Raw genomic sequence first — 17055 nt, forward strand, 5'->3', positions numbered from 1 at the left:
GGATGGCGCATCCCCCCAAGGTGCCGTCGCCAGGTTTACAATACCTGTTCGGCTTCCTCTTCTTCGTCGTCCGCTCCGGCCATGATCCGGTCGACGCCATCGCCGGTCAGGTCCAGGACGACGATGTTGCCGCCTTGCAGCAGGGACGCGATGTTGTCCGAGGTCCGGGCGACGATGATGCGCGACACGCCATCCATGGCCCCCGGACCGGCCGCCGTCGAGATCATGCCAAAGAGCTGATCTTCCGGCAGGGCGAGGAGCTGCGAGGCCTGGCCGTCGCCGGCAACGACGACGAGCACCGATCCGATGCCTTGAGGCTGGAAGCCTTCGACACCGACATCCGACTGTCCGGCGCCACCGGAGACGAAGGTATTGCCGTTGAAGCTGACCACGCCCGGTCCGGTCGGCGTCAGGCTGCCGGCATTGCCGGTCAGGGCGGCGCTGGCGGACGTGATCGTGACGTTCCCGCCAACGTTCACCGATCCGTTTACGTCCGGCGCATTAAAGGTGGCGGACCCGCCGGAATAGCTGCCGGAAACCGACTGACCGCCGGTCGCCTGAATGCTGCCGCTGCCGGCGTTGGCGTTGGCGTTGACCGACTGACCGGCGGAAAGGATCACGTTGCCGCCACCGGTCGAAATGTTCCCGGAGACGTCCTGACCGGAAACAGTCGCGCTGCCGCCGTTGGTCGCGACATCCACGTTGGTGTTGCCGCCTGAACCGGCCGAGACGTTGCCGCTCGTCGAAGTGAGGCCGCCCGACAGGTTGCCACCGCTTCGGGCGTTGACGGAGCCCAGCGCATTGATCGTATTGAAGCTGAGCGAAATGTCCTCCGCAGCATCCAGATCCGACGCTGTTACATAAGCGGTGGTATCGGCGGCCTGGGTGATCCGGTTGACGTTGTTGATCGTCAGATTGCCGATGCGGCTGTTCACGCCTCCGATATTCGCATTGAGCCGCGCCGTTGTCGTATCGGACGAACCGGTCAATGTCAGGTTCCGGCCCTCCCCGGTCACGACGCCGTTCAGGTTGATGTCGCCGTTCGGTGTCCGCAGCGTCGTCGCACCGGTCAGCGAGGTCGGACCGCCGAGCGTGATGTTGCCGGCCGCCGCGGTAACGGCTCCGCGAATGCCCATGGGCGCGCTGGACGTCAGGCTGTTGACGGTCGCATTGTTGAAGACCATCGAACGGTTGGCGTTGACGGACACCGCTTCGTTATAGGTGCCGTTGCGGACATTGATCGTCGAGCCGTTCTGGCTCCCCGAGATCGCCGTGTTGATCGACATCGCCCCGCTGCCGCCCCCGGCCAGCCCAGCCGTGCCAACGAAATACTGATTGGTGTCGGCCGTACCGTTCCAGCCACGAACGACGCTTGAGGCCCGTTCCCCGGGGTTCAGGTTGACGGCGAATGCGACCGCATCCTGCACACCATTGCGATAGAAGGTGAACTCGTCGCCGTTGTCGCGGTGATCGGGGTTCTGAACGGTGTGAGTTGCAAAGGTGAGGTTGAGGTCGCCGATCTCCTGCAGCGGCAATGTCTGACCCGCGGTTTCGTAAGTCTGGGTAAAGACGCCCAGCGCCTCGTTGAAAGTGTTGCTGTCGTCAATCGTGATATTCGTCAGTTGCTGGTCGAAGAACCGATTGGTCTGATATAGCGCCACGCTTCCCCAGTTGTTTCCGCGTGTTGTCGTGTCCCGAAGGGTCACGTCGGCGCTGTCGGTGATCTGAATTCCGGCGCCCGAGGTGTTCTGACCATCGGCGACGACGGAGTCGATCGTCGCGCCAACCACACCATTGAGGTCGATGGGAGACCGGCTGAAGCCTTCGATCGTCACGTTGGACAGGGTGAAATCCCGGACCCGGGCGGTCGCCCCGCCGGAAGGCTGAACCTTGACCCCGTAGTTGCCGCCCGCATTGGTGGCCGTCTGACCCAGCAGGGTGAATCCGTCGAGGGTGACATCATCGGCCCGCACGGCGATGCCGTAACCCGTCGTGGCGCGGGAATCGATGATCGTCTGTCCCTGTCCGGCTCCGAGGATGGAAACGCCGTCGTTGATGGACAGGGTTTCCGCAAACGGGCCCGCACTGACGATGACATCATCGCCGTCGGCGGCATCGCCCAGCGCGGAACCGATGGCGCTGTGGATCGCCGACCCGCCATCGACATAAACGCTGCGATCGAAGTCGTTCGAGGCAACGAGATCGCCGAGATAATCCGCCGACGCGTCGAGGGTCGTTCTCAGATGAGTGTCATTGTCCTCGAATGTGACGTCGCTGAATTCAAGCTCGCCGTTGTCCTCATAGCCGGTAACGCCGAACTGGTTGACGCCGGTTGCCATGTCGGTGATGGAGCCGCCCGTCATTTCGAAGCCGTCGACGCCAATGGCCTCGATGCCGGTTTCGCTGCCGTTGCCGTTCAGCGAGACGCTGTTCAGCGTGACGCCATTGACATCGAAAAGGCCGATACCGTGGCTGCCATTGGCGTTGATCTCCAGGTTCGACAAGGCAAGATCGGTGGTGTTGTAGCCGGAATCGGTTTCCGATTCGGCCAGGAGACCGATCGATCCGTTGGCGGCATTGATCGTGAGATCGGAAATACCGACGCCATCGAGAACTTTTCCGTCCGCCGTTTGCCCGCGCAGCCGGATACCGCCGTCGATGATCGTCTCGCCGACCCCGGCACCCGTCAGGGTCACGCTCTCGTTGATCGACAGTGATTCTTCGTAACTGCCGGCGCCGGCAAGGACGCTATCGCCGGCCGATGCTCTCGCCAGGCCAGCAGCGATCGAGTGATCGACGTAGTTCCCGCCGACGACGACCGACGACCGGTCGAAAGTGTTGTTGTTGAAGATGTCCGCCACCGAATTGCCTTCGGTGTAGACATGGCTGGCCGCGCCGCCCAGCCCATCGCTTTCAAACGTATTGCCGGAAATTACGGTGTTGGGTCCGCGTGCACGCAAGCTGGCCCCATACCGCGTCGTCGTTCCGGCGAAAGTGTTGCCGGTGATCGTGGCATCGGCCGCATCGATGGTAACCAGCGTGTTGCCCTGTTCGTCGCCGTCTGCGTTGATGCCGCCGGCCGTGCCAGTGATCTCATTGTCGGCGAACAGGATGTCGGACGTATTGCCGCCGCCACTGCCACCGCCCATGACGACGAGCTGCCTTGGAACCGACTCTACGACGAACTGATCTTCAAAGCCGTCGCCAGCCGGCGTATCTCCGGAAAAGGTCGTACCGGCAAACTCGTTGCCAACAATCTCAAAATCGCTGATCGTAGCGCTGTACTCACTCATCAATCCGGCATCGCCATTGGCAACGATCCGGTTTCCTTCCACGCGCGCGCCCGAGTGGCCGCCCTGGAAGTACACTGCCGCTTTCTCAAGACCCGGTGTTCCCTCGATTCCCGTGATCTCGAACCCGCGGCCCTCGGCGCCAATCCGCACGCCGGTGGTGTTATTCGTCACCTGTATTGCCCCGAGGGAACTGCCCGTCTGGCCAGCGATCGACGTCTGATCCGCCCCGTCGATCGACAGCAGGTCTATGTTCCGGTCGATCCGGACATTCTGGTTATACTCGCCCGCCGCTACATTCACGGTGTCGCCCCCATTCGCCGCCTGAATCGCGGCGTTGATCGACATCGCCGTCGCGGCGTCCCCGGTCGTGCCGACATAGAACTGATCGTCGGTCGCCGAACCGGTCCAGCCCTGGATCACGCTGATGCCGGCTTTGCTGCGGTCGATAGCCTGCTGGTTCAGGCCGGCTGCGAAGGCGATGCTGTCCTGAAGGCCGGAGCGATAGAAGGCGAAGTCATCGCCATTTTCACGATGATTGGCATTGCGCGCAACATAGTCAGCAAAGGTCAGGTCGAGATCGCCCAGTTCCAAGCCAATATCGGAATAGCTTTGCGTGTATACGCCAATATTTTCGCCGAAAGTATTCGTTCCATCGATACTGATGCCGGTCGTTTGCTGATCGAAGAACCGATTGGCCTGATAGATCCCGACGCTGCCCCAGGCATTGTTCATGGTTTCGCTGTTGGTGATCGTGACGTCGGCACTGTCGGAAATCTGAATGCCGGCCCCGCGCTCGCCCAATCCATCGACGATGACCCGATCCAGGGTCGCGCCCACGACGCCGTTCATGTCGACACCGGCCCGGCTGAAGCCATCGATGCGGAGGTCGGACAGCGTCACATCCCGGACGCGGGCGGTTTCGTCGCTGGTGTCAAGCGGCTGTATCTTGATGCCGTAGTTGCTGTTCGAATTCGTGTCCGTCTGACCGGTGAGCGTGAAGCCACTCAACGTGACGTCGTCGCCCTCGACCGTCAGGCCATAGGACGTGGTTCCTGTTGTGTCGATTTCGGTCTCGGCGGTGCCCGAACCGGCAATGCTGACCGACTTGTCGATCGTCAGGACCTCTTCGTAGCGACCTGCCCCAACATCGAGGGTCGTGCCGTCTTCAGCGGCATCGAGCGCCGGGCTGATGTCGCTGTAGATCCGGGCCGTGAACGGAGACGCATCGTCAGATTCACCCAGTTGCACGTCGCCATTGGCGTCGCGAATGACCACGCTGCGGTTCAGGTTGTTATTCGCAATAAAGTCATTGATCCAGGCCGTGTCAGGCAGCAACGAGCTATCGTCATCGAGTGCCGAGAATATGCTGACCGAACCATCCCAGGGCGTGTCATTCACGGCATTGATGTCGTTGCCGCTCACGGTCGGCAGCCCTGACGACGCGTTGCGCCAAGCAGATCCAACCCCCTCACTCTGGTTCCCGGAGACCGAAATTGCCGATGTGCCGGGGTAGTGCGCGTTGATTTCGTTACCGATTATCCGGATGCCGTCTTCGCCGGCCTCCGCAATGCCGGCACCATTGTTGACGGAAATGCCACCGGCCAGAATGTTGCCTTCGATCAGGCCGGAGCGCGCCTCCGCCTCGTTGAAATAGACCGCCCCGGCTCCGACAACGGTGCGGCCATCACCGAAATCACGAAGCCGTATCTCACTGTCCAGAAGGCTGAAATTGTTGCCGTAAACTTCAACAGCCTTGTTGACGACGGTCAGGTCTTCACCCGCTCCGAAATAATCCGCGTAGTCCGAACCGCGAGCTTCGAGTATCAATCCCTGAATCGACACATCATCAGCGCGGATCTCGAAATTGGCGCCATAGCTCGACTGATGCTGCCCGACGATCACTGCTTCGGCGTCGGTCGCGCTCGTGATTGGATTGCCGTCGCCGTCAACGCCGATGATCGAAACGGAATTGTCGATATACATGCTGTACCATCGACCACCGTTCGCCTGAACGCCCTCTTCATAGGTGCCCGGAGCAACGAAGACCGTGCCCCCTGCATCGACGGCATCGACGGCATTCTGAACCGAGGCATGGTCGCTGGTTACATGAACCTCGTCACTCGGATTGAAGCCGAAATTCTCCAACTCGTACCGGGTATTGAGTGACAGGCGCTGGCCATGCAGCCCGTCCGCACGGGCATTGTCGATGACGATACCGGCCGCCTGCCCACCGCTGCGAAAGCGGCTGTCGAGCGACAGGTCGGCGACGCGCAGAAAGCCGCTCTCCGTGATTTCAAGCCGGCCGGCTTCGACGTCGTTGCCCAGGACCAGATTGACCGTGGTATCGGCATCGGATTCGCCGCGCGGGGCGCCGACCTCGGCACTCACCACCATGTCGCGGGCTTCGACGTCGATGGTGCCGCCATCGGCCATGACGTCACCGCCGACATTGACGGTGCCGTTCTCGCCGCCATTCAGGACGATGCGGCCGTCGGACTGTTCAACGCTGTTCGCGCGCACGACGCCGTCCATATTGACCACGCTGTCGACGACACCGCTGGCTGCGGCGGCCGACATCCGGATCACGCCGCCATCGGCGTTCAGCGTGCCATCATTGGTGGCGCTGACTGCCTGGTCGGCGACCGCGATTTCGATCAGACCGTCACCATACAGATCGACCGTCGCCTGCTCGGCGCCCGCCAATGTGATGACGCCCATGCGCGCGTTGATGGTGCCGGAATTGCGGACATGGGGCGCAACAAAGGCCGCGATACCGCCATCGGCGACCGTGATCTCGCCCTCATTGACGACTGAGCCGTCGGTGGCGCCGAAGATCTCGATCTCGCCCGCCCCGCCGAGGAAGGCATCGGCATCGATCGTTCCGGTGCTGGCGACAAGCCCGCCGACATCGACCCGGGCACTGTCACCGAACATCACCCCGTTCGGGTTCATCAGCCAGACATTGCCGTTGGCCTGAAGATCGCCGAGGATCGAGGAGACATCGTCGCCCGTGACCCGGTTGACGGTGATCGAGTCATTGCCGGCCAGCTGGTCGAAAATGACCGAGGCGTCGCCGCCGATGGAGAATTCCCGCCAGTCGATGACGCCGCGGCTGAGCGCCTGCTGGATCGTCATTGTCTGTCCGTTGACCGAGATGTTCACGTCGCCGCCGACGATCTGGTCGAGGTTCGGCAGCGTCTCCGGCGAAATGGCACCGGCGCCGCTGGATGCGGATATCAGACCGACAGCCGCAAGAAGCCCCGGCACGTATCCCCCGGACAGGGCGGTCCGGGACAAGAAATGACGGCCGATGTCGTTGCGGTTGAAAGTGGCTTTCATGATTCTTATCCCTTGATCTCGAGTATTCATTGAAGAATTTGTCTGGACGGCGGCCGTCAAAACGGTCTGGATCAGAACGTTGCAGCCAGCGAGAAGAAGAAGCGCGTGTCACGGTTGCCTTCGGCCGCAACATCGCGTGTCAGCGGCTGAGCGACTTCCAGCGATCCGCTCAGGGTGTCGAACAGGCCGAACCGGATGCCACCGCCTGCAGATGCCGCGCTTTCGCTTTCCGCGCCGCGCTTTTCGGCCATACCGATGTCGTAAAAGGCATAGAACTGAAGACTGTCCAGCTGGTCGATGGACGAGACATCGGCGGCGTAGCGGGCTTCCAGGCTGCCGGCGATGCCGCCGTCACCGGTGACTTCCGACCCGTCGTAAGCGCGACCGAAACGAGCGCCGCCCACGGCGAACTCCTCGGATGCCAGCAACACATCGCTGGCGATCTGGGCGCGCACCGCCCCATACAGGCTGAAGCCGCTACCCAGGCTCTGCAGCCGGCTGGCGTCCAGTGTCAGCTTGGTGAAGTCGCCCCGGCCCCCGGTTCTGGACACGCCGGTATCGGAAATCGTGGCGTCGAAGATATCGACACCCTGGCTGACTTCGGCGCCGAACGAAGTGATGCCGCGATAGCTGTCGAGGACATCGCCGTCGATGCCAACCCTGACGACCCGAAGCCGGTCCTCGTAGTCAAGCAGCCTGAATTGCGGATCGAACGCGTTTTCGGCGTCGGTATAGTCGAAGCGGGCACCGATGGTCAGATTGGTGTCGCGCGAGCGGATAAGCGGATAATCGGCCCCGATCGTCCAGGACGTCGTCCGGCCGTCGATACCGAATTGCCGCAAGGACGAGCCCGGCTGGGTCTGGCTATGGCTTACCGACCCGTGCAGCACCAAACCGTCGTATCCGATTGGCACCTCTGCCGAACCGCTGATATAGCGCAGTTCGCTGGTGTCTTCCGGTGTCGTCGCGGCAACGATGCTGACGGTTTCGTTGTTGCCGGTCGGGTTGTTCAGTGTCGCGCCGATCGTTGTTCGGACAGGACCGATATAGCGTGTGCCACGATTGTCGGCGGCGACGAATCCTTCGACCCGTTGCTCGTCCACGACCAGCGTCAGGTCTGCTGCACCCGGCTCGACCGGCGAGGCCGACAGCACCGATCGGACACTGACGCCGGGCAGATCGTTGGCGAGGAGAAGATAGCGCTCCAGATCGCGCTGCCTCAACGGACGCGACGCGGAAATCGAAGCGCCGTACTGCTCGATCCGTGCATGACCTGCGGTCGGCTCGCCTTCCGGGTCGGTCACGGCTACCTGGTCAACATAGCCTTCAACGACTCGAAGGGTAACGACACCGTCCTCGATTTCCTGTGCCGGAACAATGGCCTGCGCCAGAATATAGCCGGCATCGCGATAGGCGAGCGTCACCTGATGCGCAAACCCGTAGACATCCGCCAGCGAAACCTCGGAACCGACCTGCCCGGAGAAGATTGGCGCCAGCGCGTCATCGTCGATGGCGTTGTTGCCCTGCAGTTCGATGCCGCCCAGGACAAAAACGACGTCTTCCGCCCCTTCGGGCGCCGCCGGATCACGCGGGTCGGTCGCCGGGATTGACGGCTCGTCGACCGCAGGCGCCGGCATCGGCACGTCAATCGTGCCGGGGTCAACGCTTGGGGGGATCTGGGGATCCTGCGCGGATGCCGGGCCGTACAAGGGCATCATCATCGTGCAACCGAGTCCGATTGCCGCAACTGCAGCCAATCTTGCCATCGTCCTAATTCCTTGGTCTCGTTCCAAATCTGCAGGTTGCGCCGCAACACGACCGCCTCATTGCGAACACGATACGATGCTTTTCGTTTGAATGTAAATTGTTTTTTAACTAATGTTTCCACACATTGCGTTGGAAACCCGCGACCTCGCCGCTCATGCTCAGCCGGACGAAATCCCGAAATGAATTGCTGCTCCTGATCGCAAATATCAGCAATAGCTCTGGACCAAGTCAGCCTTCTTTTGCGATACTCTGAGGCCGAATGAGAAAAAGCTACTTCAATTATTATGGATGGTTAATATCTATTATATATTATAGAGATTAATTCCTTTAAATTTGGCACATGAGCGGAAATGACCACTGACACAAATAGAATAGCCAAATCTCGCGTTGTGGTGACGGCATCTTTCTGCATATTTGTTGTTCTTGCCGCATTGTACGCATTTTATGAAGTTCAGCATCGCTTCGATACTCAGCTCGACATTCGTCTCAATACCGGCCTATCAAATCTCGCGGCCGCAAATCAGTCGGCCGCCGACTCCCTGAATAATGTTGCGAATGACGCAGAGTCGCTGCTTGGGGAAATATCCCGCAATTCGACTATCAGCAACTTGCTGATGGCAATGGAAAACGGCGGCCAGCCGGTCGACGCGGCAGAGATTGGCAGCGGATTCGCGCGGAATTTTCTGACGGCCGAGGCAACCCGGTCCGGCCTTTTCGCCTCTGGCGTGCCGGCGACCATCCGGTCGGATTTGCAGGGCACGCCTGTCGCTGGCGGCATCTTGCTGGTCGACGACGAAGGACGCCCCCTGGTTTCATCCATCGGCGCGCCATCAATGACTGGACAACTGCCGCCCATGGGGGACGCGCCGCAGCTTCTAACATTGGCCGGCACACAATATGTCGCGTTTTCCTCTCGCGTTCCGCCGGACAATGACGCCGTTGTCAATGCCGCCGTGGTCGGTCTGACGCCGCTCGATCGGGTGACGGCGCGTGTCGCGCCGGCCCTGTCGACGACCGCTGCAACCGGCATCTCCAATATCGTGGCGCGGCTCGATGACGCGGCCGTGGTCCTTCTCGCCGGCAATGGTGGACCGGACCGGCGCCTGTCTGTCGATTTCAATTCGAATCGTACAATACTTCAGGCGGCCCAGGCGCCCGGTACCGTGCAACGGGGACTGTCCGCGACCGGGATCCGGACGGCCGGACTCGCTGAACTGACCGCGATTCCGACGATCGCTGTCGTATCCGAACTCGACATCGCTGCGATCGAACAATCCGTTCAGCAGGCGCGGTACGCGTCGCTGGCGGCTGTCATACTGGCAGCCTTGTTCCTGATCGCGACAATACTCTATGTCGGACGACTGGCTACCGCCAGCCACTCGGCAGCAGGGCGGGCTGAAGACGCAGCAGAGCTTTCGGAAAAGAAGTACGAGAATCTGTTATTGAAATCGGTTCTCGACGCCATTGGCGACGAGATCGTCGTGCGCGACAAGAACAACGCCGTCGTATTCCGTAACAAGCCGGGTGCGGTCGGTTCAAATGGCCAGAGCGAAAACAAGCTGACCTACACGCGGCCATTTCTCTCAGAGATCGAAGGGAACCGCGGCTCCATTACCGTCGTTCAATCGCCCACGGCCCATAGCGCGTCACAACTGGCCGATACGGCGGCGGTCGAAAGCGCGCTCAATGCGATCGTCAGCGAGCTCGACAAACGCGACCGATATTCCGCCGATCACTCGCTGCGCGTCGCTGAAACCGCTGCCGCCGTGGCGCGGCGAATGGGTATCGACGCTGTCACGATGCGCCGGATCGGATTGGCCGGGCGACTTCTCAATATCGGCAAGTTGCGGGTATCCCGCGACCTGCTCGCCGATGACAAGCCTTTCGACGCCGAAACCAAGGAAACGGTTCGCCGCGAAATTGCCTCTGTCGCCGATATCCTGCGGTCCAATGGCGGCGACGATCCATTCATCGACATGCTTGAGCAGGCTTTCGAACGGCTCGACGGATCGGGCTTTCCCAAAGGCCTGAGTGGCGGGGCCATCGGTACTCCAGCCCGGATCCTTGCCGTTGCCAACACCTGGGTCGCCCTCACCAGCCCCCGGCCGCATCGATTGTCCATTTCCCGGGCCGATGCCCTCGCCATCCTGCGACGCGACACGCCGCACGGACTGGACCCGGTCGTGGTCGACGCACTTGAAGCAGAATGCGGCGTCGCCGGCGAATAGCCTGGCCGCCGAGGCTCCAGGGGCATCTGTTTTCCCGCCGTGCGGCCACCGCCACAAGACTCGACAACCGGCCCGGCGGGTCGTTAAGCTTGTGCTAAGGTTTTCGTGGAAGTCTGTAGTAGTAAGGTCGCTTTCTTCCAAAGGTGGAAATACAACTTTTACGCGCATTTCTATCGATAGACAACAACACTTCTAAGCACACCGAAATATGGGTTCGCCGACATGCGACACAGCACACCCAAATACGCCGAACCACTGGCCGAGGATCAGACTCCCCGGCGGCGGACGGTGTCAATCCGTGGTCAGCGCACGGATATCCGGGTCGAGCCCATGGTTTGGTCCTGTCTGATCGAAATTGCGTCCGGCACAGACACAACTGTAGAGGATCTATGCGGCCGCATCGACGAGTTGCGCGGCTCCGAAGGACTGGCTGGCGCCATCCGGCTCTTCGTTCTGCATTACTACCGCCTTTCCGCCTTTGCCGGGACGGCCGACGCGGATGACGACGAAATCTTCGACGACGGCCTGCCCCCAACCTACGACCTGCCGCCTTTTGCCCCCCTTGATGCCGATGGCGGTTTCCAGGTGAGAGGCCCCGGCTTCGCGGAGCCGCGCGAACCCACGCGCCTGGACCGGCGGCGCACGGTCGACCGGGCTCTGGAAATTCTGTTTCGGACCTAGCGCCGCCCTTGAACGAGAGTCCTGGACTCAGGACTCATTGATTGAACCAGAAGATGACGGTTGCGGCGATGCAGATGGCAGACATGAAGGTGTGGGCGCATCGGTCGTAGCGGGTGTGGATGCGCCGCCAGTCTCTGAGTTTGCCGAACATGTTCTCGATCCTGTGGCGCTGGCGGTAGAGCACAGTGTCATGGGGGAACGGCACTTTGCGGTTGGCCTTCGACGGGATGCAGGCGGTGATACCACGCTCGGCCAATGCGGTGAGGAACCAGTCGGCATCGTAGCCCCGATCGGCAAGCAGCGCCTTGGCTTTGGGTAAGGCGTTTATCATCAGCGCCGCACCCTTGTAGTCGCTCACGTGCCCTTCGCTGAGTAGCATGACCAGAGGCCGACCCTGGCCATCGCAGACGGCATGGAGTTTTGAGTCCAGGCCGCCCTTGGTGCGTCCGATACCTCGCGGAACAGCCCCTTTTTGAGCAGGCTGGCAGCAGTGCGATGTGCCTTCAGATGGGTGGCATCGATCATCAACTGATCGGGCTTGCCGCTCTTGGCTGCCAGCGCCGCAAAGATCTTGTTGAACATTCCCAAGCGGCTCCCGCGAATGAAGCGGTTGTAGATCGTCTTGGGCGGCCCATACTCCGCGGGCGTATCGCGCCACCGCAGCGGGTTCCGGATCACGAAGATGATCCCGCTGATGACCCGGCGATCATCGACGCGCGGCACACCATTCGACAACGGAAAATACGGCTCGATCCGGCACATCTGCGCCTCCGACAACCAGATCAGATCACTCATGGCAATGCCTCGTCGCGCCGCCATTGAATCAAGCGATTCGATCTACGGCAACCGCCTAGTTGTATTGAACCTAACCTGGAAGACCATCTACTTTCGGGATGCTTTCCAAACGCGCGTCCCATTCCGCTCGGCTTGCAAAGCAGATATGCGCACTTGGTCGGATGTCGATCGCGCTATCAATACTCCCAGCAGGTACAACCACCAAAGCACCCTCCAATTGAACACTCGGAAGAGCAGACCCGCATTTAATGCAAAAGCTTTTTTCGTGTCGGGTCTCCGGAACCCGGTAGGTCTGGATGCTTTCATGACCAGAAACCCAATTTACCGTCGCTGTCGATGAAAACAAATTGGCCGCATATGCAGACCCCGTTCCCTTTCGACAGCGCTTGCAGTGACAAAGAAAGAAGCTCTCATAATCACCTGAAATTTGAAATTTAACGGTGCCACACAAACAGGAGCCAGCAGTGGTCGGGGTCATGATGATATACTCATATTCGTTTGACGCGGAATCGCAGTATTGGTTGCCGTCTGCCAGATTAATGGGTTCTGAGCCTAGAAGATCCCTGCTTCGAGACCGGCGGCCATCATCTGCCCCAGTTCTTCGCACTGGTCGGCAAAGGCATCCTGGTATTCCCCCTGACAGATCAGCGGCGGCTGCACGGCCCGCCAGCGCAAGCCCGTCGCGATGCTTTCGATCGCACGACGTGTGCCAGTGCCGTCCAGCCCGGCCCGGATATAGACGGCATAGGGCAGGCCCTGGGTATCGTCGATCACGGCATAATAAGTGCGGTCGAAGAAGTCCTTGAGAGCGCCGCTCATATAGCCGAGATTCTCCGTCGTGCCGAGGATCACCGCATCGGCGGCGCGGACATCGGCCGCCCCGGCATCGAACGGTGACAGCACGGTCACATCGACACCCGCGATATCCGGATGCCGGGCGCCGCGCTCCACCGCGTCGCGCAGAGCCTGAGTGTTGACCGACGGCACATGGCCGACGATCAATAGCTGTCTTGCCGCCATGGCATGCATCCCGTCATCCTGCCACCCCGCAAAGCGAGGCCGAGCCCGTGAACCAGCGACAGATCAACGCCTTTCGCCTCGTCATGCGATACGGGTCGATCACGGCCGCCGCTCATGCGATGAATGTGTCGCAGCCTGCGGTCAGCCGGTCGATCGCCGATCTCGAACGCAGCGTCGGCTTTCCCCTGCTGCTGCGTCAAGGTGGCAAGGCCGAGCCGACCACCGAGGCGCGCGAATTCATTCAGGAGGTCGAGCGCATGTTCTACGGCCTCGACCGGCTGGCCCAGGCCGCACGCGAGATCAAGGATCTGCGCCGGGCGACCCTGCGCATCGCCTCGATGCCCATGGTGAGCTTCGAGATCGTCCCGGCCGCCCTCAAGGCGTTTCTTGCCGACCATCACGGCATCAAGGTTACTCATGATGTTCATACCTCTGCCCGGATCGTCGATATGGTATCGTCCCACCAGTTCGATCTGGGGATCGCGCAGACCCATGTCGAGCGCCGGGACATCGAGGTGCTGGCCTCGTACCGGACATTCTGCGTCTGTGCCATGGCGCCCGACCATCCGCTTGCCGGACGCGAGAGCATTGGCCAGCGCGACCTGAAGGACGAACCGCTGGTCGCTCTCGCTCACCACACGCTGACCGCGAACCATCTGACCCACAGTTTCGCCGAGGCCAACGTCAACCCGACGATTGCGGTGGAAAGCCAGCCGTCGTATTCGGCCTGCGCAATCGCCGCCGTCGGTGTCGGGGTGGCGATCGTCGACCCGATGACGCCCAGAGTCTTCGGCGACCGGCTGCGGATCGTCCGATTCGAACCGCGAATCCCCTTCGATTTCCACATCGTTGCAGCGGTCGACATGCCTCTTTCACGGGCCGCTCAGTCTTTTCATCATCAATTAACACAGAATCTTGCGGGATTGGAGGCCGCGCATCGACTGGAGATTACGTGAATTTGCCGGAGACATAACCGTTGCGTATGACCCCCATTGATTTTTGTATTTGATTTTATGCCCCCGTGAGGAGTCATGCTTGGATTATAAACCTTCACCAGAACGGGGATAACGATATGCAGAACAGGATCATCCTGGCCGCCACGGCAGCAAGCGCGATCGCGCTGGCCGGCAGCGCGGCGCAGTCGGCGGATTTTACCTTGCGCATTCACACGCTGGTTCAGTCGCCGCACCCCTATAACGACATGGCCGTCTTCATGGAGGAGCGCCTTGAGGCCGAAAGCGACGGCCGCATCGATGTGCGCGTTTTTGATTCCGGACAACTGGGTCAGGATCCGGCCGTCATCGGCGAGATGGGCCTCGGCTCGGTCGACCTGATGATCAGCACCACCAGCAACGCCGCCGAGCAGATTCCGGAATTCGCCATCTTCACGATGCCGTATCTGTTCTCCAGCATGGACGACGTCCTGGAAACGGTTGGGCCCGGGACCGAAATTCACGAGCATTTCCAGCAGGTCTACGACGAACGCGGTGTGGGCATGCGGCTGTTGGCGCTGGGCGCGTCGGGAACCCGCAATCTGTCGACGGCCGAGGTGCCGGTGGAAAGCATCGAGGATCTGCAGGGCCTGCAGATGCGCACGCCACCCTCGCCGATGGATTCCGAAACCTGGTCGGCGCTCGGCATGCTGCCGGTGTCCGTTGACTGGGGCGAGCTCTACGCCGCCATGCAGACCGGCGTCGCCGAGGCGATGGAAAGCTCGCTGCCCGGCTATACCGGCTCCAAGCTGTACGAGGTCGCGCCCAACCTGGCCCTGACCGCGCATACGATCCAGGTTAACCATACCTCGATGTCGACCGCCACCTGGGAGAGCCTGCCGGAAGACCTGCAGGAACTGGTGCAGGAGGTCGCGATCGCCGCCAACGAGCACGGCGTGGAGATGGCCAAGCAATATGACGATGAGCTGGTCGAAACGCTGCAGGAAGAGCACGGCGTCAACGTCACCCGCCCGGACACGCAGGCCTTCCGCGACGCGCTGGCCCCGATCCAGCAACAGTTGGCCGAAGACCTCGACCTGGTCGAGGAATACGAGCTGGTGACCCGCGAGTAACCAACCATCCACCGGCGCCACCGGGCTTCGATCCGGCTGCGCCGGTGGCCCTCTCTCTCGCGCAGGATCCCTCAATGGTCGAACGCGTGACTAACGCCACCGTGCGCTGGATCGAACTTGTCCTGGGGATGGGTTTTCTGGCCCTGATCATGACGGTCGGGCTGCAGGTCGCGGCGCGCAACGTCTTCAGGATTCCGCTGATCTGGACGCTGGATCTGGCGCAGTTGCTGTTTTCATGGCTGATCTTCATCGGCGCCGCCATGGCGTTCCGGCGCGGCGTCCACTACACCGTGGACATCGTGCCCGAAGGCTGGGCAACCCTCAGCGCCGTGCTGCGTGTGATCGGCATCCTCGCCAGCGCCGTGGTGATCTATGTGCTGATCCGCTATGGCTTCGTCCTGGTCGGCATCCGGCAGACGGGCCTGATCCAGTCGCTCGGCATTTCGCGGGCGTGGATGTTCCTGCCCCTGCCGATCTGCGGTCTGCTCATGCTGGTTTTCCTGATCGAAAGCACGATCCGCCTTATCCGAAAAGGCCCGCAATGAGCCCACTGGTCGTCCTTATCGGCAGCTTCTTCCTTCTGATCGCCCTCAGGGTCAATATCGGCTTTTCGCTGATCGTGTCCTCGGTGATCGTGATCGTCATGGAGGATCTGCAGTTCACCTCCGTCGTCAATCAGATGTATGCGGGCATCAACAGCTTCACGCTGCTGGCGGTGCCGTTTTTCATGCTGCTGGGCCGGATCCTGAACGCCGGGTCGATCACCGAGCGGCTGCTGCGGGTTGCCGATGCGACCGTCGGGCATATCCGCGGCGGGCTGGGGCATGTGAACGTGTTCGTATCCATGGTGTTCGCCAGCCTGTCCGGATCGGCGGCCGCCGACACCGCCAGCGTCGGCTCGATCCTGATACCGGCGATGAAGCGGGCCGGCTACGATCCGGCGTTCGCGGTCGCGCTGACCGCCGCATCGTCGACCCTGGGCGTGATCATCCCGCCGTCGATCATCCTTATCGTCTACGGCGCCTTCGGCAATGTGTCGATCGGGGCGCTGTTCATCGCGGGCATTGTGCCGGGCGTGCTGATCGGCATCTTCATGATGGTCTATACCTATATCCTGGCGCTGAAATACGACTGGCCGGCCAACCCGTTCCCCGGCGTGCGTGCGGCGGGCGGGCACCTCAAACGGGGGGCGGCACCACTGATGATTCCGGTCATCGTGCTTGGCGGCATCGTCGGCGGCTACTTCACCCCGACCGAAGCCGCGATCATCGCCGTCGGCTGGGCCATGCTGCTGACCTTTGTCGTCTACCGCGACATTCCGATCAGCCGGCTGCCACGCATACTGGCGGAATCGGTGATCGATTTCTCCGTGCCGTTGTTCACGGTCGCCAGCGCCGGCATCTTCGGCTGGCTGATCGCCTATCTCGGCGCGGCGGAACTCGTGGTCAACTTCATCACCAGCCAGACCCAGAACCCCTATGGCATCATGCTGATGCTGATCGGATTCCTGGTGATCGTGGGCACCGTCTTGAACCCGCTGTCGGCGATCATCATTTTTCTCCCCATTATACAGGGGCTGGGAACCACCGCCGGCTACGACCCCGTCTTTCTCGGGGTGTTGGCAACGATCGTGCTGTCAGTCGGCCTTATAACGCCGCCCTACGGCATCTGCCTGCTGATCGCCTCACAGATCGGCGAGGTGCGGCTCGGCCGGGCCATGATTGCCGTTGCCCCGATTTGCGGCCTGGCGCTGCTGGTCGCCTGTCTGTCATTGGTGTTTCCGTGGATCATCACGGGCCTGCCGCGCTTGCTGACACCGCAGTTTTTCTGAGTAGTCTGTCACTCATTTTTGAAAAGGGGAAAACCA

General features: G+C 61.2%; 11 protein-coding genes. 6 read left to right on the top strand and 5 right to left on the bottom strand.

The annotated features are described in order from the left end of the window. Positions 1 to 35 precede the first annotated feature (35 nt). Both ABZ728_RS00670 and ABZ728_RS00675 read right to left on the bottom strand, forming a co-directional pair. Entirely contained in the window at positions 36 to 6632 is a 6597-nt protein-coding gene (locus ABZ728_RS00670; protein ID WP_366653627.1) for a filamentous hemagglutinin N-terminal domain-containing protein, read from the bottom strand. 71 nt (positions 6633 to 6703) lie between these two features. Then, the gene (locus ABZ728_RS00675; RefSeq protein ID WP_366653628.1) at positions 6704 to 8398 is read right to left on the bottom strand and encodes a ShlB/FhaC/HecB family hemolysin secretion/activation protein; all 1695 of its coding nucleotides are present in this window, start codon (positions 8396 to 8398) and stop codon (positions 6704 to 6706) included. 615 nt (positions 8399 to 9013) lie between these two features. On the opposite strand from ABZ728_RS00675, the gene ABZ728_RS00680 reads away from it, so the two are divergent. Both ABZ728_RS00680 and ABZ728_RS00685 read left to right on the top strand, forming a co-directional pair. Further along, positions 9014 to 10627, top strand: coding sequence for an HD domain-containing phosphohydrolase (locus tag ABZ728_RS00680; protein ID WP_366653629.1), 1614 nt, complete (start codon positions 9014 to 9016; stop codon positions 10625 to 10627). Between the two features lie 222 nt (positions 10628 to 10849). Continuing rightward, entirely contained in the window at positions 10850 to 11308 is a 459-nt protein-coding gene (locus ABZ728_RS00685; RefSeq protein ID WP_366653631.1) for a ribbon-helix-helix domain-containing protein, read from the top strand. Positions 11309 to 11342: 34 nt separating this feature from the next. On the opposite strand, the gene ABZ728_RS00690 is transcribed toward ABZ728_RS00685, so the two are convergent. The 3 genes from ABZ728_RS00690 to ABZ728_RS00700 form a co-directional block, all read right to left on the bottom strand. After that, a protein-coding gene (locus ABZ728_RS00690; protein ID WP_366653632.1) for an IS5 family transposase occupies positions 11343 to 12103 on the bottom strand; the annotation gives its coding sequence in 2 pieces (ribosomal slippage) (positions 11343 to 11770 and positions 11770 to 12103; 762 coding nt in all). 70 nt (positions 12104 to 12173) lie between these two features. Next, positions 12174 to 12581 carry a GFA family protein gene (locus tag ABZ728_RS00695; RefSeq protein WP_366653633.1) on the bottom strand — a complete coding sequence of 136 codons (408 nt, stop codon included), beginning with the start codon at positions 12579 to 12581 and terminating at the stop codon, positions 12174 to 12176. 74 nt (positions 12582 to 12655) lie between these two features. Then, complete coding sequence (locus tag ABZ728_RS00700) at positions 12656 to 13123, bottom strand: flavodoxin family protein (RefSeq protein ID WP_366653634.1); 468 nt, start codon at positions 13121 to 13123, stop codon at positions 12656 to 12658. Positions 13124 to 13170: 47 nt separating this feature from the next. On the opposite strand from ABZ728_RS00700, the gene ABZ728_RS00705 reads away from it, so the two are divergent. The 4 genes from ABZ728_RS00705 (at position 13171) to ABZ728_RS00720 (ending at position 17019) form a co-directional block, all read left to right on the top strand. Continuing rightward, positions 13171 to 14079, top strand: a complete 909-nt coding sequence (locus tag ABZ728_RS00705; RefSeq protein WP_366653635.1) for a LysR family transcriptional regulator — start codon at positions 13171 to 13173, stop codon at positions 14077 to 14079. A 116-nt stretch (positions 14080 to 14195) separates the two neighbouring features. Beyond that, the gene (locus ABZ728_RS00710) at positions 14196 to 15188 is read left to right on the top strand and encodes a TRAP transporter substrate-binding protein (RefSeq protein WP_366653636.1); all 993 of its coding nucleotides are present in this window, start codon (positions 14196 to 14198) and stop codon (positions 15186 to 15188) included. Positions 15189 to 15262: 74 nt separating this feature from the next. Next, the gene (locus tag ABZ728_RS00715) at positions 15263 to 15733 is read left to right on the top strand and encodes a TRAP transporter small permease (protein WP_366653638.1); all 471 of its coding nucleotides are present in this window, start codon (positions 15263 to 15265) and stop codon (positions 15731 to 15733) included. Beyond that, on the top strand, positions 15730 to 17019 hold the full coding sequence (locus ABZ728_RS00720; RefSeq protein ID WP_366653639.1) for a TRAP transporter large permease: 1290 nt from the start codon (positions 15730 to 15732) through the stop codon (positions 17017 to 17019). Before ABZ728_RS00715 ends, ABZ728_RS00720 begins: the two co-directional genes overlap by 4 nt. Positions 17020 to 17055: the final 36 nt, after the last annotated feature.

The organism is Fodinicurvata sp. EGI_FJ10296 (genome assembly GCF_040712075.1).
Classification (GTDB): Bacteria; Pseudomonadota; Alphaproteobacteria; order DSM-16000; family Inquilinaceae; genus JBFCVL01.